General features: G+C 70.9%; 19 protein-coding genes. 15 read left to right on the top strand and 4 right to left on the bottom strand.

Features of this window, described 5'->3' with window-relative positions; translation table 11 throughout:
- Positions 1–29 precede the first annotated feature (29 nt).
- Positions 30–1154, top strand: coding sequence for a glycoside hydrolase family 5 protein (locus A3CQ_RS0134185; RefSeq protein ID WP_084699351.1), 1125 nt, complete (start codon positions 30–32; stop codon positions 1152–1154).
- On the opposite strand, the gene A3CQ_RS0134180 is transcribed toward A3CQ_RS0134185, so the two are convergent.
- Positions 1108–1590, bottom strand: a complete 483-nt coding sequence (locus A3CQ_RS0134180) for a hypothetical protein (protein WP_020515453.1) — start codon at positions 1588–1590, stop codon at positions 1108–1110. The two genes, A3CQ_RS0134185 and A3CQ_RS0134180, sit on opposite strands and share 47 nt — an antisense overlap.
- A 106-nt stretch (positions 1591–1696) precedes the next feature.
- Here A3CQ_RS0134180 and A3CQ_RS0134175 point away from each other — a divergent pair, with 106 nt between their 5' ends.
- The 6 genes from A3CQ_RS0134175 (at position 1697) to A3CQ_RS0134150 (ending at position 6963) form a co-directional block, all read left to right on the top strand.
- Positions 1697–2611, top strand: coding sequence for an ABC transporter ATP-binding protein (locus A3CQ_RS0134175; protein WP_020515452.1), 915 nt, complete (start codon positions 1697–1699; stop codon positions 2609–2611).
- Positions 2604–3467: an ABC transporter permease gene (locus tag A3CQ_RS0134170; protein WP_020515451.1), complete on the top strand. Its 864-nt coding sequence runs from the start codon at positions 2604–2606 to the stop codon at positions 3465–3467. The genes A3CQ_RS0134175 and A3CQ_RS0134170 overlap by 8 nt, the downstream gene beginning before the upstream one ends.
- Complete coding sequence (locus tag A3CQ_RS0134165) at positions 3464–4375, top strand: ABC transporter ATP-binding protein (RefSeq protein ID WP_020515450.1); 912 nt, start codon at positions 3464–3466, stop codon at positions 4373–4375. The genes A3CQ_RS0134170 and A3CQ_RS0134165 overlap by 4 nt, the downstream gene beginning before the upstream one ends.
- Complete coding sequence (locus A3CQ_RS0134160; RefSeq protein WP_020515449.1) at positions 4375–5085, top strand: ABC transporter permease; 711 nt, start codon at positions 4375–4377, stop codon at positions 5083–5085. Before A3CQ_RS0134165 ends, A3CQ_RS0134160 begins: the two co-directional genes overlap by 1 nt.
- A gap of 196 nt (positions 5086–5281) precedes the next feature.
- Positions 5282–5791 carry a DUF4365 domain-containing protein gene (locus tag A3CQ_RS0134155; protein WP_020515448.1) on the top strand — a complete coding sequence of 170 codons (510 nt, stop codon included), beginning with the start codon at positions 5282–5284 and terminating at the stop codon, positions 5789–5791.
- Positions 5788–6963, top strand: a complete 1176-nt coding sequence (locus A3CQ_RS0134150; RefSeq protein ID WP_020515447.1) for a hypothetical protein — start codon at positions 5788–5790, stop codon at positions 6961–6963. Before A3CQ_RS0134155 ends, A3CQ_RS0134150 begins: the two co-directional genes overlap by 4 nt.
- A 23-nt stretch (positions 6964–6986) precedes the next feature.
- Here A3CQ_RS0134150 and A3CQ_RS0134145 read toward each other — a convergent pair whose 3' ends face one another.
- A complete protein-coding gene (locus tag A3CQ_RS0134145) occupies positions 6987–8246 on the bottom strand; it encodes a glycosyl hydrolase (protein WP_245577450.1) in 1260 nt (419 codons plus the stop codon).
- 190 nt (positions 8247–8436) lie between these two features.
- Here A3CQ_RS0134145 and cysC point away from each other — a divergent pair, with 190 nt between their 5' ends.
- From cysC to A3CQ_RS0134105, 8 genes are all read left to right on the top strand, one after another.
- A complete protein-coding gene (gene cysC / locus A3CQ_RS0134140) occupies positions 8437–9957 on the top strand; it encodes an adenylyl-sulfate kinase (protein WP_040433523.1) in 1521 nt (506 codons plus the stop codon).
- 86 nt (positions 9958–10043) lie between these two features.
- On the top strand, positions 10044–11846 hold the full coding sequence (locus tag A3CQ_RS0134135; protein WP_020515444.1) for a Wzz/FepE/Etk N-terminal domain-containing protein: 1803 nt from the start codon (positions 10044–10046) through the stop codon (positions 11844–11846).
- Entirely contained in the window at positions 11843–13231 is a 1389-nt protein-coding gene (locus A3CQ_RS0134130) for a polysulfide reductase NrfD family protein (protein WP_020515443.1), read from the top strand. Before A3CQ_RS0134135 ends, A3CQ_RS0134130 begins: the two co-directional genes overlap by 4 nt.
- Complete coding sequence (locus A3CQ_RS0134125; protein ID WP_020515442.1) at positions 13228–14457, top strand: hypothetical protein; 1230 nt, start codon at positions 13228–13230, stop codon at positions 14455–14457. Before A3CQ_RS0134130 ends, A3CQ_RS0134125 begins: the two co-directional genes overlap by 4 nt.
- Before the next feature lie 10 nt (positions 14458–14467).
- Positions 14468–15346 (top strand): sulfotransferase family protein, encoded by an 879-nt coding sequence (locus tag A3CQ_RS0134120; RefSeq protein ID WP_020515441.1) that lies wholly within the window; start codon positions 14468–14470, stop codon positions 15344–15346.
- 95 nt (positions 15347–15441) lie between these two features.
- Positions 15442–16941 (top strand): lipopolysaccharide biosynthesis protein, encoded by a 1500-nt coding sequence (locus tag A3CQ_RS0134115; protein ID WP_020515440.1) that lies wholly within the window; start codon positions 15442–15444, stop codon positions 16939–16941.
- Positions 16938–17672: a methyltransferase domain-containing protein gene (locus A3CQ_RS0134110; protein ID WP_020515439.1), complete on the top strand. Its 735-nt coding sequence runs from the start codon at positions 16938–16940 to the stop codon at positions 17670–17672. Before A3CQ_RS0134115 ends, A3CQ_RS0134110 begins: the two co-directional genes overlap by 4 nt.
- Positions 17665–18657, top strand: coding sequence for a glycosyl hydrolase (locus A3CQ_RS0134105; protein ID WP_026206522.1), 993 nt, complete (start codon positions 17665–17667; stop codon positions 18655–18657). Before A3CQ_RS0134110 ends, A3CQ_RS0134105 begins: the two co-directional genes overlap by 8 nt.
- Here the strand turns inward: A3CQ_RS0134105 and A3CQ_RS0134100 are convergent.
- Positions 18654–19016, bottom strand: coding sequence for a VOC family protein (locus A3CQ_RS0134100; protein ID WP_020515437.1), 363 nt, complete (start codon positions 19014–19016; stop codon positions 18654–18656). The two genes, A3CQ_RS0134105 and A3CQ_RS0134100, sit on opposite strands and share 4 nt — an antisense overlap.
- Before the next feature lie 188 nt (positions 19017–19204).
- A complete protein-coding gene (locus A3CQ_RS0134095) occupies positions 19205–19987 on the bottom strand; it encodes a WecB/TagA/CpsF family glycosyltransferase (protein WP_020515436.1) in 783 nt (260 codons plus the stop codon).
- Positions 19988–20038 lie beyond the last annotated feature (51 nt).

Raw genomic sequence — 20038 nt, 5'->3', positions numbered from 1 at the left:
CGTTCCCCGTTCTCGACGGAGCGTGCGGCATGCGCAGATGGCGGCTCATCGCGGCGGCGGGGGCCACCGTGCTCGCGGTGTCCACGGCCACGGTCGTCGCGCTGACGAGCATGACCTTCGGCTCGACGGCGGCGCCCATTGTCTCGACGCCCGCCTCTCGTCCTCCCGCTTCCGCTCGGCCGACCTCGGCTTCGCCTGCGCCGCCCTCCTCAAGATCGACTGCCGCTGCGCCGCGGACTCCGCTGGCGATCAACGGGAAGCTGCACGTCTGCGGCGTGCACCTCTGCAACCAGCACAACAAGACGGTCCAGCTGCGCGGGGCCAGCACCCACGGCCTGCAGTACGCGCCGAACTGCTATCCGAGCGCCGCGCTCGACGCGCTGGCCAGGGACTGGCACGCCGATCTGCTGCGGATCGCCATGTATGTGCAGGAAGGCGGCTACGAGACCGACCCGGCCGGCTTCACCGCCAAGGTCAACACCCTGGTCGACAAGGCCGAGGCGCGCGGGATGTACGCGATCGTCGACTTCCACATCCTCAATCCCGGCGACCCGGCGTTCAATCTCGAGCGGGCGAAGACCTTCTTCGCGGCGGTGGCCAAGCGGAACGCGTCGAAGAAGAACGTCCTCTACGAGGTTGCGAACGAGCCCAACGGCGTTTCCTGGGCGGCGATCCGGGCGTACGCGCAAAAGGTTGTGCCCGTCATCCGAGCGCAAGATCCGGACGCCGTGGTGATCGTCGGAACCCGGGGATTCTCGTCCCTCGGCATCGCCGAGGGGTCGAACGCGAGCGAGACCATCGCCGACCCGGTGAAACTGCCAAACATCATGTACGCGTTCCACTTCTACGCGGCGTCGCACAAGGACAACTACCGGGCCGAGCTCACCCGGGCCGCCGCCAAGCTGCCGATGTTCGTGACCGAGTTCGGCACGGTGACCTTCACGGGCAACGGCACCTTCGACGCCGCGAGCACCACGACGTGGCTCGACCTGCTCGACCGGCTGAAGGTCAGTTACGCGAACTGGACGTTCTCCGACATCGACGAGTCGAGCGCGGCCCTCAAGCCCGGCACCTGCGCCGGCTCGAAGTTCACCGGAACCGGCGTGCTCACCGCGTCGGGGAAGCTGATCCGGGCTCGCCTCCGGGCTCGCTGACCGTCGGGTCCAGCTGCCGCTCGCCCAGGTACTTACCGCCCTGCCAGGCGCGGACCGTCACCGGCGCCGTCACCTCGAGCACGATCGCGGCCAGGTGATCGTCCTTCGCACGGGCGACCTCGCGCAGACGGGCGCCGTCGAGCGGCGCGACACTGACCACGGCGCCCTTCGCGCAGCCGCCGCCGAGCCGGACGTAGTCGTCACTTCCTTCGCCTGCGGTCACCGATGTCGGCGGCGGTAATTTGTCGCCGGTCGGCGCAGGTGGTTGGGCTGCGCCCGGGCTCGGATCGTTCAGCCGCCACACCACCGGCGTCATCGCCCCGGACCACAGGGTCGTCCCGCAGACCACCACCGGCGGCCCGGCACTGGTCATCGTCGGGTGGACGCAGCCCGCCAGCACCAACAGCGAGCCGAACGCGAACAGCCTTCGCGGCATTCGATTGTTGTAAGGCCGCAAGCTGAGAGCAGGCTGAGAGACCCCGAGAGTGTCCTCAGGGATCCTCCGGATCCGCCAAGGTGCGTCGACTTCCTAGGCTGGGCCCGTGACCATCATCGCGACTCAAGCGCTGACCAAGACCTACGGCGGCGGGGTGACGGCTCTGGCCGACCTCACCGTCGAGGTCGACGCGGGCGTCATCGGGCTCGTCGGCGCCAACGGAGCCGGCAAGAGCACGTTCATCAAGATCATGCTGGGGCTCATCGCGCCCAGCTCCGGCAGCCTGCGGGTGTTCGAGCTCGACCCGGTGGCCGAGACCGACAAGGTCCGGGCCCGCGTCGGCTACATGCCCGAGAACGACTGCCTTCCGCCCGACGTGTCGGCCTCCGAGTTCGTCACCCACGTGGGCCGGCTCAGCGGGCTGCCCAAGACCGCGGCGCGCGAGCGGGCCTCCGAGGCGCTGCGCCACGTCGGCCTCTACGAGGAGCGCTATCGCCAGATCGGCGGTTACTCGACCGGCATGAAACAGCGGGTCAAGCTGGCCCAGGCGCTCGTGCACGACCCCGATCTGCTGCTGCTCGACGAGCCGACCAACGGCCTCGACCCGGCCGGCCGCGACGCCATGCTGACGCTGGTGCACCGCATCGGCAACGAGTTCGGCATCTCGGTGGTGGTCTGCTCGCACCTGCTCGGCGAGGTCGAGCGCATCTGCGACTCGCTCATCGCGATCGAGGGCGGCCACCTGCTGCGCGCCGACCGCATCTCCTCGATGACCGCGGCGTCGGACGTGCTGGCCGTCGAGGTCAGCGAGGGCACCGACGAGCTCGCCTCGGCACTGCGCACCCTCGGCTTCAAGGTCACCCCCGAGGGCCGGTTGCTGCTGGTGCCGCTCGAGTCCGACGTCGCGTACGACCGGATCCTGCAGGCAGTCGCCGACCTGGACCTCCCGCTGCACCGCCTCGACCAGCGGCGCCACCGCGTCGCCGAGCTCTTCACCGCGAAGGAGACGGCCGATGTCTGAGGCCGGCGTCATCCATGACATCGGATACCAGCGGTATCAAGGCCCCCGACTCGGCCGCGGTGCCCTGCTCCAGGCGATGTACGTGCACGGGCTGCGCGCCGCGTTCGGCCTGGGACGCAGCGCCAAATCCAAGATCTTCCCGTGGGGCGTGGCCGGCATCGTGCTGCTCGTCGCGGTGATCAACGCGGGCGTCCGCTCGCAGACCGGCAACTGGCTGTTCGACTACTACCAGCTCGACGACACGATGAGCTGGCTGGTGATCTTTTTCGCGGCCATCGTCGCACCCGAGCTGGTCTCCCGCGACATCCGCTCCGGCGTGCTTCCGCTCTACTTCAGCCGTCCCGTACGCGCCGCCGACTACGTGATGGCGAAGGTGGCGGCGCTGGTCTCGGCGGTGTTCCTGATGCTCGGCGTGCCGCAGTTCATCATGTTCCTGACCGGCGCGTTCACCACCAAGACCGGCATGCGCGGGGTGTGGCACGAGCTCGGCCTGCTGATCCCGGGCTGGGGGTACAGCCTGCTCTGGGCCTTCATCTTCGCGAGCATCAGCCTGCTGATCGCCTCGCTCACCGGCAAGCGGGCGTTCGCGGCCGGCGGCATCGTCGCCGTGTTCCTGATGACCGCGCCGATCGTCGGGGTGCTCAACGTGCTGCCGTCCGAGACCGCGCACCACCTCTCCGGGCTGGCCAGTCCGATCTCGCTGATCAGCGGCGTGGAGATCTGGCTGCGCGACCGCACCGACCTCGGCCTCGACATCGGCAACCTCGGCCCGATCTACGGAATCGAGGCGTTCTGCCTGATCGCCGCCTGCCTGCTGCTGCTACTGGCCCGCTACCGGAAGGTGGCCTCACTGTGAGCGTCGTCGAGTTGCAGAACGTCTCCCGCTGGTACGGCAACGTGGTGGCGGTCAACGACATCAGCATGACCCTGCAGCCCGGGGTGACCGGCCTGCTCGGCCCGAACGGCGCCGGCAAGACCACAGTGCTGCACATGATGGCCGGTTTCCTCTCCCCGTCGCGCGGGGCGGTGACCATCGACGGCAAGCCGACCTGGCGCAACCCGTCGATCTACCGCACGCTCGGCCTGGTCGCCGAGCGGGAGGCGGTGCACGGCTTCCTCACCGCTCGCCAGTTCGTGATCGCCTGCGCCAAGATGCAGAAACTGCCCGACCCCGAGGCCGCCGCGGCCCGCGCCCTGGCGATGGTCGAGATGACCGACGCGCAGGACCGCCGGATCGAGACGTTCTCGAAGGGCATGCGGCAGCGCGCCCGGGTGGCCGGCGCGCTGGTGCACGAGCCGCAGGTTTTGCTGCTCGACGAGCCGTTCAACGGCATGGACCCGCGCCAGCGGATGCACATGATGGACCTGCTGCACTCGCTCGGCGACCGCGGCCACACCATCCTGTTCAGCTCGCACATCCTGGAAGAGGTCGAGCAGCTCTCCGGCCTCGTCCAGGTGATCGTCGCGGGCCGGCTGGCGGCCTCCGGCGACTACCGCCGCATCCGCCGCCTGATGACCACCCGCCCGCACGTCTTCGCCCTGCAGAGCTCCGACGACCGGCGCCTGGCGGTCGCCCTGATCGGCGAGAAATCGGTGAGCGGCGTCGAGATCGAGTCCGGCGGCCTCACGGTTCGCGCCTCCGACTACGGCAGCTTCACCCGTGCGCTGCCCCGCATCGCCCTGGGCGAGGGCATCCGCTTGCGCCGCCTGCTGCCCTCCGACGAGTCGCTGGAGAGCGTCTTCTCCTACCTGCTGGAGGCATGATGTCCACGGTCGCCTACATCACCGCCCGGGGCCTCTTCGGCCGCCGCCGGGTGCTCCTGCTGCTGCCGCTGCCGGTCCTGCTGGTCGGCCTGGCGCTGATCTGCCGCGCGTACGACGTCGACCCCGACCAGTGGGGCCAGGCCGTCGTGGTCGGCCTGGGCCTGGCGGTCGTCCTCCCCGTGACCAGCCTGATCGTCGGCACCGGCGTCCTGGGCTCGGAAGTCGACGACGGCACGATCATCCACATCCTCACGAAGCCGCTCCCCCGCCGCGACATCATCCTGGCGAAACTCCTGGTGGCGGTCGGCGTCTCGGCCGTGGTCTCCTGCGTGCCGCTGTACGTAGCCGGCGTCCTGGCCGACGGCAACCGCTTCGGCCTGGCCCTGGCGGCCGCGGCCGCGATCGGCGCGGTGGCCTACTCCGCGCTGTTCCTGCTGCTCAGCCTGCTGACCCGCCGCCCGGTCCTGCTCGGCCTGGTCTACATCCTGGTCTGGGAGGGCCTGCTGGGCCGATTCGTGAGCGGCACCCGCGTCCTCTCGATCGAGCAGTACGTCATCACGATCGCCGACAAAATCGCCCCCACCGACATGCTCCCCGGCAAGGTGAACCTCACCGTCGCCATCGTGATGAGCGTGATCTTCGCCCTGGGCGGCACCGTCTACGCCATAAACCGCCTGGGTTCCTTCAGCATGGCCGGCGAAACGAGCTGACCAGCCCCTTCACCCACTAGCACCAAGATCCGGCCGAGGGCCTCCGCCCGCCACGGAAGCCCTCGGCCTCTGTCTGCCCGCGACCGGAAATACCGCTCGCTCGCGCCCCTTTTCGATTTCCCTTCACGTTGTCGCGCGACTAGGCTATCGGGGTGCTGTCGATCCGCAACATGGTGGGCGGGGGTGCTCACCAGCTTTGAACAGAAACGTCCATCAGGGCCTGCACGGCGAGGGTTTCATCCACGCGCTGGCCTGCGCCGCGGGCTTCACCACCGCCCGGATGAATCTGGATCTCGACGGCGTCGACTGGCAGATCGCCCATCCGGGCCCGCGGGGCACGAGGCGCTCGCCGAGGATCGAGATACAGGTCAAGTCCACCTCGGCGCCCCTGATCACCGACGGCACAATCCAGCATCGCCTCGACGTGATGCATTTCAACCACCTGGCCGGACCCGGATTTCAGGTACCGCGTTTCCTCTCGGTCGTGATCGTGCCGGCGGCCGCCGAGCACTATGCGATCTGCAGTGACCACCACATGCGTCTGAGCACCGCTGCATACTGGCTTTCGCTCGCGGATCGCGACACGCTCCCGACCGGGACGGACGACCCCAAGAGTGTGACGGTAAAGGTGCCGCTGCGGAATCTGCTGACGGTCGACACACTAGGTCGACTGCTGGCCGGCGATCAGGGAGGTGCGACGCGATGATCCGGGCTCAGGTCACCGATCGCGACGCGCTGGCCGCACGACTGCCGTCCGAGTTGGCGATGTACCTACGCGCCCGCGAGTGGACCATCAGGGGACGGTCGGGCAGCGGCATCCAATGGGTCAAGATGATCGACGGCGAGGAATTCGAGGCGCTTCAACCTCAGGAGTCGACGATCCGTGACTACGCCGCGCGGGTCCGTGATCTTCTGAACGTGCTCGGCGCCGCGGAGGACCGCTCGGAGCTGGAGGTGCTCGCCGACATCACGAGCGTCTCCATGGACGTACACACCGTGCGTACATTCCCACCGGACAACGGCCCCGGGATGATCGGACTTGACGACGGCGTGCAGGCCTTCGAGAGCGTGCGCAGTCTGGTGATCGCCGCCGCATACGCGGTCAGCGCCGAACAGCCGCGTGCCGTCCAGCCGGCCCGCAAGTCCGCCGAGGTTCTCCGGCTGCTGCGCGAGGTACGAATCGGGCCGTCGGCCGAGGGCAGCTTCATTTTGTCGGTCCGCACGCCGGTGCCGCCGCGGCTGTCGGTGGCTCAGCCCGCGCTCTTCGACGACGATCTCACCGACGATGACGAGTCGGCGGAGCCGTTCGAGCGACGCGTCTCGTTGCGGCTCTACGACGCCATTCGCGCCGCGCATCAGGCGGCCAACGACGCCCTCGTTGGACCGAACGGGCTGGACGTGTTCACCCAGGCCGTTCCGACGGGCGTCAGCGCCAACCTGTGCGAGGCCCTGGTCGGCCTGGGCGGCGAGGCCGGCCATCCCTTCGAGCTCTCCCTTCGGCTGGCGCCATCCCGTCCGCTGCGCGCCCGGATGTTCGAGCCGGTCCGATTTCGCCGTGACCATCTCCCGGTGCTTGCCTCGGCCGCCCGCGAGATGCGCGAGCGGGTGCCCGAGGAGGGCGTCGTCGTCGTGGGCAACGTCGTGCGGCTGCATCGCGAGGGCAGCGGAACCGGAGAGATCAGCATCGCCGGCACCCTCGAGGGGGATGACCGGCTGCGGCGGGTCTGGATGAACCTCGATGGCGAGGACTACGTCGAGGCGACCCGCGCCCACCAGGAGATGCTGGTCGTCTCCGTCCGCGGCGACCTGGTCCGTCGAGGCACCCGGCTGTTCCTGACGAATCCCGCTGCGTTCCGCGTCACCGCCGGCGAGGACTGAGCCGCTGCGACGCAACGGCCGGCCTATGGGGTTACCGCGACCTGGAAGATCGGGAGCTTGCCGAGCTTGCGATAGGCGGCCAGGGCGGCCGGGGTGCTGTCCACCGAGGAGTCCTGGCCCTTCTGGTTGTGCGGGGTCTCGAACTGGACCATCGCCCGGATCTTCGGGAAGTGGCGGATCTCGTTGCCCAGCTCGCGGTAGAAGTCGACCTTGTAGGCGGTGTTTCGCTTGGAGGACCAGACGCCCCACTCGGCGATCATCAGGGGCTTGCCGGGGTGGCGGGTGAGGGCCCAGGTGTAGAAACCGGGCCAGCTGCCCTTGCCGGCGATCTCGATTTTGCGGTTGAAGACCTGGGCGAAGTCGCCGTGGCCGTAGCCGGGGTCGCTGTACGCGTACGTGTCGAAGCCGATCCAGTCGACCACGTCGTCGCCGGGGTACATGTCGTTGAACCAGCTCTGGGTCGCGTGCGGGACGTACGCCATGTGGACCAGGACCGTCACCATGTTGATCACGCCGTGTGCGCGCAGCCGCTTGACCACGTGCCGGAACATCGCCGCATAGTCGCGGGCCGTGTAGCCGGACCCGGCCCGGGGGCGCACGTCATTCTCGCCCTCGTGGTGCACGGCGAGGAAGAACTGCTCGGGGAACGTCGTCTTGATGTGCGCCGCGAGCCGGTCGAGGAACGCGTCGGTGCGCTTGTCGCCGCGGGCGATCGCCGCCCAGGACGCCGACTCCGGCTTCCAGTTGAGGAACAGGACGCGGTGCCGGCCGGGCTGGCGGGCGATCGCGATCTCCTGCGGCGTCGGGAACAGCTGCCGGATCCCGCCGTGGTACGCGTGGTAGATCGCCTGCGTACGCCCGGTCTTGCGTTCGAACTCGGCGAGGGCGGAAGCACCGCGGCTCTCGGTATGTGCGCCCGGCGCGACGCCCCACAACACACCGCAGGTGGGCACTAGCTTCCGCCCGGTGCGGCAGCCACTCCGGCGCGGCGCCAAGCCCGGCGGCGCCGGCGCCAAACCCGGCGACAGCGGCGCGACAACCGAAGAGGACGGCGTGAATGCCGCGTCGGAGGTGACTTTCGCCGGCGCGGGGGAAGGAGAAGTGGGCGACGGCGAAAGGAGCGGCAGTCGACCACTGAGGACGGGCTTGTCCGGCGAGGCGAGCACCGGCAGCGACACGGTCGGATCACCGATCGGGCCGAGCGGCAGGCCGAGCTGATCGACCCCGCCGGTCCAGGCCCAGGCCAGCGTGGTCACGACCGAAAGGACGAAGGCCGTCGGCACGGCGGCGAACTGTACAAGCCGGAAGCGGTGCGGGCGTCGACTCACGAGGTGCCAGTATTGTGATGAAGATCCGATTTGTCCAATACCCGACGCGGATTAAACAGACAAATAGCGCAGACGGAGACCCGCCTCGACCACGATCGGCCGGGCTGCGAAACTGTCCCCTAATCGGCCGCAGGGGGATGCGAAGGTGAATGGTTCGGTGCTTCCCGAGGACGTGCTGCGTGACGCCCCGTCGTACACGCCGCATGCGCACGAGCTCGCGGACCTCGAACTGCTGCTCTCCGGGGCGTACGCGCCGCTCACCGGCTTTCTCGGCCGCGCCGACCTGAACGCGTTGCGCCGCCGGGGCCGGCTCGCGGACGGCACGCAGTGGCCGGTCCCGGTGACCCTCGAGGTCCCGGCCGAGCTGGCGAGCGACCTCGTGCTCGAGGACCCGCTGCACCGCACGATCATCCTGACCGACCCGGAGGGCGCGCCGGTCGCGGCGCTCGAGGTCACCGACGCGTGGGCGACCGGCGAGCGCACCTACGGCGTCGGCGGCACCGTCCGCCGGATGGGCGACGGCGGGCACGGCCCGTTCCAGCGGCTGCGTCGCACGCCGGCCGAGGTCAGGGCGCTGCTGCCGCCCGGCCGGGTGCTCGGCGTGATCGCCGACCGGCCGCTGCACCGCCCACAGCTGGCTCAGATCGCCCACGCCGCCCGCACCCTCGCCGCGCATCTGCTGATCCTCATTCCGGTGAGCGGCCCGGGCCCCGACGGCCTGCCGCCCGAGGCGCTGGTCCGGGCGATCTTCGCGGCCCGGGACCGGATGCCGCCGGCCACGATCGTGGCGGTTCCGCTGCTCAACCGCGGTGACGAGATGCGCGACGCCCTGCTGCGGGCGCGCGTCGCCGGGGCGTACGGCGTGACTCATGTGCTTTCGACCGGCGAGATGCTCTCCGGGGGTGGCCTGCGGGTTCTCGTGCCGCGCGAGCTCGCCTACGACAACCGGGACGGCCAGTGGCGCTGGCGGGACGACATCCCGCCGCGCAACCGCCGGCTCGCGATGACCTCCGCCGAGATCAACGACGTGCTCGACCGGGGCTTTCCGCTGCCCGAGTGGCACACACCGCCGGCGGTGGCCAAGGAACTGACCCGGGCCCGCCCGCCACGTCGGCACCGGGGCCTGGTGGTCTTCTTCACCGGCTTCTCCGGCTCGGGCAAGTCGACGATCGCCCGCGGTCTCGCCGACTCGCTGCGCGAATCGGGCGAGCGCACCATCACCCTGCTCGACGGCGACGTGGTTCGCCGCGAGCTCTCCGCGGGGCTGGGCTTCAGCAAGGCAGACCGAGATCGCAACGTACGCCGGATCGGCTGGGTGGCGGCGGAGGTGGGCCGGCATCGGGGCATGGCCGTGGCCTGCCCGATCGCGCCCTACGAGTCGGCCCGCTCGGCGGTGCGCCGGATGGCCCGGGACGCCGGCGCGGGATTCGTGCTCGTGCACGTCAACACCCCGCTCGAGGTCTGTGAGCAGCGCGACCGCAAGGGCCTGTACGCCCGGGCGCGGGCCGGCCAGCTGCGCGGCTTGACCGGCGTCGACGACCCGTACGAGGAGCCGGCGAACGCCGAACTGACCATCGACACGACCACGATCACGGTCCCCGAGGCGATCGAGCTCGTGCTGGCGTACCTCGTCGAGAACGGCTGGGTGGAGCCGAAACTGACGTAAACCCATCACGTCGGCGGGAGTGAGCCGTTTACCCCCTGGGGGCAAAACGCCCGAACTCACTCCACCCCCGAAAGGGCCGCCAACCGATGGAAGCGTCTCGCCCCGCGGATGTCTCGCACTACCTCGGCATCTTCCGCCGCCACTGGTGGATCGCGCTGATCGCGACGGGCGCGGGTCTGGGCGCGGGCACGGCGCTGACCAGCGCGCTGCCCAAGACGTACGAGTCGTCGGCCGCCGTGCTGGTGCAGTCGCTCGACCAGGACACGAACGCGCAGGGCGGCCGCACCAAGGGCACGGTCAACCTGGACACCGAGGCGCAGCTGGTGCGCTCGGGCGCGGTGGCGGCCAAGGCCGCGACGCTGCTGCGGACCGCCCGCTCGCCGATCGACCTGGCCAAGGACGTCTCGGTCGAGGTGCCGGCGAACACCACCGTCCTGGTGATCACGTTCACGGCGGGCACGCCGCAGGACGCGCAGGCCGGGTCGCACGCGTTCGCCGAGGCGTACCTCCGCAACCGGCAGGAGACCGCGCAGAGCGGCCTCGACCAGCAGATCAAGACACTGACCGCGAAGGTCAAGCAGCTCACCACCACGCTGACCGGGATCAACGGGCGGCTGGCCCGGGCGGTCAAGGGCAGCCCGGACGAGAGCAACCTGCTGAGCCTGCGGAACAACTCGCAGAACCAGCTCAACGGGCTGACCGGCCGGCTCAACGAGCTGACCACGACCACGGTCGGCGCCGGCAGCATCATCAGCGACGCGCGCCTGCCCGACACGCCGACCAGCCCGAACGCGATGGTCAACTTGGCCACCGGCGGCATGGTCGGGCTGCTGCTCGGCGTGGCGCTGGCGTTCGTGCGGGAGCGGTTCGACCGGCGGCTGCGCTCGGCGGCCGACGTGCGCGACCGCGGCCGGGTCAACGTGCTGGCGGCCCTCGACGAGCGCACCACGCCGCACTTCGACGACGTCCTTCAGCCGTACGGTGCCGGTGGCCGGGTCTTCAACCGGCTGCGCAACGAGATCCTCGCGACGCTGAAGACGAGCGACCAGGTGATCGTGGTGACCGGTACGAGCCGCGGCTCGGCGGCGACCCTGGTGGCCGCGAACCTGGCCGCCGCGCTGGCCCGCACCGGCAGCGACGTGGTGCTGATCGGCGCTCACCTGCCCGAGAGCGTGGTGGACGTCGCGCCGCTGGCCCGGATGCTCGGCGTCTCGGCCGTCCCCGGCCTGTCGGACCTGCTGGCCGGCCGGGTCGGGCTGGCCCGGGCGCTGCAGCGCACCCCGCGCATCCCGTCGCTGCGGGTGATCACCACCGGCGGCGCGGCCACCGCGGCCGGCCTCATGCAGTCGCAGCGGCTCAAGGACACGCTGGAGGCGCTGCGCCGGCAGGGTGGCTACGTCGTGATCGAGGCGCCGTCGACCACCAGCAGCGCGGACGCCCAGGGCCTGGCCAGCCTGGCCGACGCGGCCCTGCTCGCGGTCGAGCTGCGCCGGTCGCGCCGGCCCGCCGTGCTGGACGCCGCCGAGCAGTTGCAGCGCGTCGGCACCCCGCTGCTGGGCGCGGTGGTTCTCCCCCGCCTGGCTAACCTGCGCGGCGCCGAGCCGACCGCACCCGCGGTCACCCTGCCGGCGGACCGGAACAAGGCGGCGGACCGGAACAAGGCCGACAAGCCGGTGAAGATGGACGGCCCGGTCTCCGACTCCGACGTGACCCAGCCGATGCGCTTCCCGACCAACACGATGTCGGCGGCGGAGAAGGCCGCCAAGGCCGCCGCGGCCGAGAAGACGGCGGAGAAGCCGCAGGTACGCCCCCGGGCGGCCGACGCGGCCGACGAGATCACCGCGGTGATCGACATGTCCGGGATGGCCAAGGACGGCGACGGGAAATGATGCCGGCCGCCCCGGGTGCCGCGGCTGCCGCTGAGACACGCCGGACCGGCGGCACCGCACACGGCGCGCGCAAGACCCTGACCCTGCCGGGCTGGCCGGTGGCGAGCATCCTGGCGCTCTATCCGCTGTGGTGGGCGCTCGGGCTCGGCGTACTGATCTTCGCGGTCATGGCCGTGCCCATGCTCTTCCTGCTGGTGCGCCGGCGCGCGGCCGGCCGGCCGCTGCGCCTGCCGCCCGGCTTCCTGTGGTGGGCGATCTTCCTGATCGCGGTCGTGGTCAGCCTCGGCGTCCTCGGCGCCGATCCGCCCGGCACCATCGCCGAGCACGCGACCGGACGCCTGCCGGGCGCGGCCTACAAGCTGATCATGTACGTGGCGCTGACCGTGCTGCTGGTCTACGCGGGCAACCTGACCGAGGCGGAGCTACCCCGCAAACGGCTGGTCAAGTACCTCGGCTGGCTCTTCGTCGTGACCGTGGCCGGCGGCCTGCTCGGCATGGTGGCCGGCAATTTCCAGTTCACCTCCCCGGTCGAGCTGCTGCTGCCGCACGGGGTGCGCGGCAAGGGCTTCGTGCAGTCGCTGGTCCACCCGTACGCCGCGCAGATCATGGACCTGGTCGGCGGGGACAAGCCGCGCCCGGCCGCGCCCTGGGGTTACACCAACACCTGGGGCAACAACTTCTGCCTGCTGGCCGGCTGGCTGGTCGTGGCCGCGTGGCAGAGCGAGAAGCGGTCGACCCGGTTCTGGGCGGTCGTCTGCCTGCTGGTCTCGATCGTGCCGGCCGTGGTCTCGCTCAACCGGGGCCTGTGGATCGGCCTCGGGGTGCTGATCGTCTACGTGGCCGCCCGGTACGTGCTGGCCGGCAAGATATGGATCATCGGCGTGCTGGTGATGGCGGCCGCGCTGCTCGGCCTGGCGATGGTCGCCACCCCGCTCGGCCAGGTGGTCGGCGCCCGGCTCGACAACGGCAAGTCCAACGGCGTCCGCTCATTCCTGGTCGACCGGGCGGTGGAGGGCTTCCGGGCGTCGCCGGTGATCGGTTACGGCGGCACCCGCAACACCGCCGGCGGTCGCCAGTCGATCGCCGTCGGCGAGAGCGCCGGCTGCGAGCGCTGCGGCAACTTCACCATCGGCGGCAACGGGCAGCTGTGGCAGTTGCTCTACTCGCACGGCGCCGTCGGCACGGCCGGATACCTCGGCTTCTTCGGGTACGGCCTGTGGCGGTTCCGCCGCGACCGGAGCGCGATCGGGGTGGCCGGCAGCGCCGCGCTGGTCACCTCGTTCTCCGCGATGCTCTGGTACAACTCGCTGGTCACCCCCCTTGCCTTCATGGTTCTGACCTTTGCGCTGCTCTGGCGCAACTCATCCGAGGGGGACAAGACATGAGCCCGGTGAAGACCGCGCCGGCCGAGTTGACCGCGGGGGACGCGGCGCTTCGCACCCAGTACCTCACCGAGGTGCTCGAGCTTCTCTACCCGTGGCCCTGTCGCACCGACGGGTCGCCCGGCACCCCGATCGCCGAGTACCTGGTCGTCCCGGACGCGCGCCGGCCGCGCCTGCTGGTCCCCTCCGCCTCGCGCCGGGTGGCCGCCGCCGCGGTCCGCCGGTACGCCGAGCCGCAGTCCCGGGCCGCCAAGCTCAAGCGGGACGCGGTGGTCGCCGCGGTACGCACCGGCGCGTCGGCGGTGCTGCTGCGCGACCGGGTCCGGGTCACCGGCCCGTTCTCGTCGAGCATCGACGGCTACCTGACCGAGCAGCTCGGCCGGGAGCTGGCGGTCAGCGTCCACATCGGACCGGCCCGGGCCAACCGGAAGCCCGTGCTCCAGCTGATCGGCCCCGAGGGCGACACCTTCGGCTTCGGCAAGCTCGGCACCGGGCCGCTGACCCGGCAGCTGGTCAAGGCCGAGACCGAGGCGCTGGCCACGCTGGCCGGCAGCGGGCTGACCAAGCTGACCGTGCCGCGGGTGCTGCACGCCGGGCAGTGGCACGACCTCGAGGTGCTGATCCAGTCGGCGTTGCCGGTCTGGCTCCCCCGCGCGCCGCTGACCCAGCGCCGGCTGGTCGCCGCGATGCTCGACATCGCCGGCTGCTGCGGGTACACGACCGGACCGCTGGACACCAGCGAGTACTGGGAGGAGCTGCGCGGCCGGCTCTCGGCGGTGGGCGACCGGCCCGAGGGCGCCGGGCTCGGATCGGCGGCGGAGCTGCTGGTCAAGCACGCCGGCGACGTCACCTTCCGGTACGGGGCCTGGCACGGCGACTGGGCGCCGTGGAACATGGCGAACCTCGCCGACGGGCTGCTGGTCTGGGACTGGGAGCGGTTCGCGACCGGCGTCCCCATGGGCTTCGACGCGATCCACCACGAGCTGCAGCGCCGGATCCAGTCGACCGGCGACGCCCGGGACGCGGTCGAGCAGACCGTGCGCCGGGCCGGCGAGCTGCTGGCGCCGTTCGGGGTGTCGCCGTCCGGCCGCGAGGTGACCGCGCTGCTCTACCTGGTCGATCTGGCCGCCCGATACCTGACCGACCGCCAGGCCGAGGCCGGCGCCCGCCTGGGCGTGCTGGGCACCTGGCTGCTGCCGGTGCTGATCCGCCGGGTCGAGGAGCTCTGAGGAGAGCACGATGGACGTACGCAAGATGCCCGCCCCGATGAAGCGGGTCGTACACCTGGGCTCGCGCTCGTACGGGCGGCTCACCGCTCCGGGCCGGATGACGCCGTCGTTCCTGATCTGCGGCGGCCAGCGTTGCGGGACGACCTCGATGTACCGGGCGCTGGCCGGACACCCGCTCGTGCTCAAGGCCGTGCTGCACAAGGGCGTGCACTACTTCGACACGTCGTACGACCGCGGGATGGCGTGGTATCGGGCGCATTTCCCGCTGCAGCGCACCGCCGAGAAGGTCAGCGAGCGATACGGCGTGGCGGCGCAGACCTTCGAGTCGAGCCCGTACTACATGTACCACCCGCAGGCGGCCGCTCGGATCGCCCACGACCTGCCCGAGGCGCGCCTGGTGGTGCTGGTCCGCGACCCGGTCGAACGGGCGTACTCGCAGCACCATCACGAGGTGGCGCGCGGTTTCGAGACCGAGCGGAACTTCGGGGCGGCCCTCGCGCTCGAGCCGGCCCGGCTGCACCGGCAGGAGGAGCGGCTCGCCGAGGATCCGTCGTACTACAGCTTCGCCCACCAGCACCACGCGTACCGGGCGCGCGGCGAGTACGCCCGCTACCTGGGCGTGGTGGCGCAGCACGTCGGCCGGGAGCGGATCCACGTGGTGGAGAGCGAGCGGTTCTTCACCGAGCCCGAGGACGTCTACGACGAGATCTGCGACTTCCTGGGCCTGCCGACCTATCTGGAGCGGCCGCCGTTCGAGCGGCACAACGCCCGCCCCCGCCAGGCCGACATGGACCCGGGGCTGCGCCGCGACCTGACCGACTACTACCAGCCGCACGACGAGGCGCTGGCCCGCTGGCTGGGCCGGACGCCGCTGTGGCGCCGCACATGACCGCCCGTCCAACCACCCCGCCGCCACCCTTGACGGGACTGAAGGCCGCCCGTCCAACCACCCCGCCGCCGCCCTTGACGGGACCGAAGGCTGATTTGTCGGAGAAGTCGGGCACGAAGGCCGTCGCCCGCGGCGGCCTGGCGAACATGATCGGCTCGGCGCTGGCCGGTGGCACCGGATTCGCGGTCACCTGGATCGTCGCCCGTTCGCTCGGCCCCGATCAGGCGGGCGCCTTCTTCGCGTCGACGGCCGCGTTCGTGCTGGCCGGCGGCCTGGCGAAGCTCGGGACCCAGACCGGCCTGGTCTACTGGCCGTCCCGGCTCCGCGCCACCAACCGGGCCGAGCTGCTGGGCGCGTGCCTGCGGACCGGGCTCACCCCGGTGATCGTCACGTCGCTGCTGCTGGCGCTGGGCATGTGGCTCGCCGCCCCGATGATCGCCCGCGCCACCGCGCACGAGGCGGTGACCGCGATCGGCACGCACACCGCGGCGCTGCGGGTGCTGGCCCTGTTCATGCCGCTGCAGGCGTTGACCGACGCGCTGCTGACCGCGACCCGCGGCTACCGGGCCATGCGCCCGACCGTGCTCTACGACCGCATCCTCCGCAGCGCGCTGCAGTTGCTGCTGGTGGCCGCGGCGGGGGTCGCCGCATTGTGGACGGCGGGCGCGTTGCCGATGTTCGCGTTCGCGTGGGCCGCGCCCTATCTGCCGGTCACGGTGCTCTCGGCGTACGCGCTGAAAAGGGTTTATGGCGCGAGCAAGCCGCCCGGAGTGACCACCCGCCGTGCGGAGAGGCGCGGGGTGCGCCGCGAGTTCTGGCGCTTCACCGGCCCGCGCGCCCTGGCCAGCGTCGCCCAGCTGGCGCTGCAAAGGGTGGACGTGCTGCTGGTCGCGGCGCTCGGTGGTCTCGCGCCGGCCGCCGTCTACGCGGTGGCCGGGCGATTTGTCGTGCTCATCCAGTTCGCCAACCAGGGGATCTCGCAGTCGGTGCAGCCGCGACTGGCCGAGGCGCTGGCCACCGGCGACCGGCGGACCGCGAACCATCTCTACCAGACGGCGACCGGCTGGCTCGTGCTGGTGACCTGGCCGATCAACCTGCTGGTGATGCAGCTCGCGCCCATCTATCTCCATATTTTCGGCGACGGCTACGTCAAGGGACGGAACGTCGTGATCATTCTCGCCGGCGCGATGCTGGTCGCGACCGGTTGCGGCATGGTCGACATGGTGCTCGCGATGGCCGGCCGCACCTCGTGGAACCTGGTCAACGTGCTGATCGCGCTGACCGTCACGATCGGCCTCGACGTGCTGCTCATCCCCCGCCTCGGCGCGCTCGGCGCGGCGATCGGCCTGGCCAGCGCGATGGTCGCCAACAACGTCCTGCCGCTGATCCAGGTCGGCCGCGTGGCCGGCCTGCACCCGTTCGGCCGGGGCACCCGGGCCGCCGCACTGCTGTCGCTGACCTGCTTCGGCGCACTGCCTTTGATGACCGGCACCCCCGGCCTCGCCCTCGCCGTACCGGCCTTCCTGGCGGGGGTGTGGCTGCTGCGTGGCCCCCTCGCGCTGGACGCGTTCACTAGGACAAGGAGGACCCGTTGACCACGGACTACACCAAGGTGTTCCAGGACACCGACGCGGTGGAGAAGTACGAGAACGTCACGTACGCGCCGGAGAGCTACGCGTCGCAGATCAACCAGCGGCAGCGCGACTACCTGCGCACGCTGGTGCGCCGCGAGTTCGGCCCGCGCGCGCCGGTGCAGCACGACTTCGCCTGCGGCACCGGCCGGGCCATCCGCACCCTGCACGGGCTGGTCCGCGAGGCGCACGGCTACGACACCTCGGCCGCGATGATGGCGAAGGCGGCCGAGGTCGGCTCGCACGCGAACTGGCACCAGGTGCCCTCGGACGGCCCGGTGCCGGAGCCGGTCGCGGCCGGCCACCCGGCGATCGTGACGATGTTCCGGCTGCTGCTCAATGTGGACGAGGCGATCCGCGACCGGGCGCTGGCCTTCGCGGCCAAGGCGCTGCCCGAGCCGATGTCCGGCCTGCTGGTGGTGGAGAACCACGGCAACGCCGGCTCGCTGCGCCACCTGCGGGCCCGGCGGCACCGCGACGACCGCTGGTTCGCCGAGCTCTCCCACGAACAGGTGGAGGAGCTGCTGACCCGGCACGGTTTCGAGATCGTCGAGCGGCGCGGATTCTCGATGATCACGCCGTCGCTGCACGGGAACCCGCTGGCCCGGGTGGCGGACGCGGCCGTGCGCCGGCTGCCGGGCACGGACGGGTACGCGGTCAACGTGCTCTACGCCGCGCGGCGGGCCCATGCGTAGGGGCCTGGTCGCCGCCCTGGTGGTGGTGTTGGCGCTAGCCGGGTGCACGAAGGACAAAAAGGACGTCACGCCTCCGGAAAAACCCGATTTGTCCGGCAGGCCCGTCGCCGTCGCGATCAACCCCGGGCCGTTCGAGAGCGGCCCGGTCCGCGCCCCACGGGAGGGCGCGCTGGTCGGGGCGTGGATCAAACCGGAGGAACTGACCCACGTCGGCCGGCTGGCCGCGGTCGACAGCCTGGAGTCCGACCTCGGCCGCCGGCTGAACATCATCAACACCTACCGCCGCTTCGACCAGATGGTCGGCACCGCCTCGGACGAGGAGTTCCTCTCCGAGGGCGCGACGCTGATGATCAGCTGGGCCACCGGCGACAACCGGTCCATCCTGGACGGTGAGCACGACGACCTGATCCGCAAGCAGGCCCAGGCCATCCGCAAGATCCACCGGCCGGTGCTGCTGCGGATGCGCTGGGAGATGGACCGGCCCAACCTGCGGGCGACCATGTGGTCCGGCGGCGACTACGTGGCGGCCTGGAAGTACGTGCGGGCGATCTTCCATGAGGAGGGCGCCGACAACGTGTCCTGGGTGTGGTGCCCGACCGCCGAGGGGTTCGTCCGTGGGGACGCGCCCGCCTTCTACCCCGGCGACGACCAGGTGGACTGGACCTGCGTGGACGTCTACGCCGGGGAGACGTTCCAGCCGATCGGCGAGCTCATGGGCCCGTTCCTGCAGTGGGCCGCGCCGCACCCCAAGCCGATCATCATCGGCGAGTTCGGGGTGGCCAAGGCGTGGGGCTCGTCCGGCCGGGCGGCCTGGCTGCGCGACGCCTCGCGCACGTTCAAGGCCAATCCGCAGATCAAGGCCGTCGCGTACTTCGAGTCCGACCCGGCCGGGAACGGGCCCACGAAACAGTTCCAGCTCACCGGGGACAAGGCCGCGTTCAAGGCCTTCCACACGCTGGTGCGCGACCCGTACTTCAATCCCTAGATCTTCTCCAGGAACTCGAGCCGGTTGCCGTGCGCGTCGTGCGCGTAGAGCCGCCGGTGACCCGGGAAGTGTGGATCCCACTCGACCGGGTGACCGGCGGCCTCGAGCCTCTCCGCCAAAAGATCAAGACCATTCACGAGTACGCCGGGATGCGCCTTCTTCTCGGGAGTGAAGGACGGCACCGGGCTGATGTGCACCTCCCAGCCGCCGGCCCGGAACCAGCACCCGCCCCGGGCCGCCAGCACCGGCGGCTTCTCCAGCTCGGTCATGCCGAGCACGCCCGCGTAGAACTCTCGGGCCTCCCCCTCGCCGCCGGGGGGACAGAGCAGTTGCACGTGGTGAAGATCCTCGAACATCATTCCCTTACAGTACGCGCGTACTGGTAGGGCCCGGATCAAAGTGGGGGCCGGAGCGAGGCGAGGTCCAGGTGTCGTCTGGGTGTGCGCCGCGGGCGCCCGAATACCGGGGTTGTATTCGGGTGTTCGCGGCGTGCGGCCAGGCGGCGGCTGGGCCACGCCGCAGCCCGTCTCCCACTTTGAGCCGGGCCCTACCGGCTGCGCACCCGCTGGACCGGCGCCTGGGCCAGCAGGCGCAACGCATAGGGCGCGTCGTGCCGCAGGTAGCGACCGGCCAGTCGGCGCGGCTCGACGCCCAGCCGGTGTGCCCACTCGAGCCCGGTGCGCTGCATCCAGCGTGGCGCGCGGACCACGTCACCGGCCACGAAGTTGACCGCCGCCCCGCAGCCGATGAACCACGCCTCCGGCAGGTCCGGCCGCAGCTTGGCGATCATGCGTTCCTGCTTGGGGTAGCCGAGCCCGACGAAGACCAGGTCCGGGCTCGCGCCGACGACTTTCGCGCAGAATTCGTCGTACGTCGTCCGGTCCTGCTCGAAACCGAAGTCGGGGCAGAGCGTGCCCGCCACGCGCAACCCCGGACAGGCCTCGGCGAGACGGTCGGCCGCGCGAGCGGCGCCGTCGTTCTCCGGCGCGCCGCCGATCACGAAGATCGAGCGGCCGTCCCGGCCCAGCCCCTCGGAGAGCGACCAGATCAGGCTGCTGCCGGCCACCCGTTCGGGTAACGGATTGCCGCCGAGCCGGCTCGCCCAGATCAGCGGCATGCCGTCCGCCACGATCAGATCGGCGTCGTCGAAATGCCGGCGCGCCTCGGCGTCGGTCTGCGCGCGGCGCAGGATGTCGATGTTCGGCGTGATGATCCGCCCGCCCCGGCCGCGGGCGAGCGCGTCCCGCACCACGGCCACGACCTCGGCCTCGGTGATCCGGTCGATACCCGTTCCGTCCAGGTCGACCCGCTCGAAAGCCTCGATGGGCACCTGTCGCCTCCTTCACGGTGTTTGCCTCGTTATAGGAGCGAAACGAGCGAA

The sequence above is a fragment of the Paractinoplanes globisporus DSM 43857 genome (genome assembly GCF_000379645.1).
GTDB classification, from domain to species: Bacteria; Actinomycetota; Actinomycetes; order Mycobacteriales; family Micromonosporaceae; genus Actinoplanes; species Actinoplanes globisporus.
This window is presented reverse-complemented; position numbering and strand designations above follow the sequence as displayed.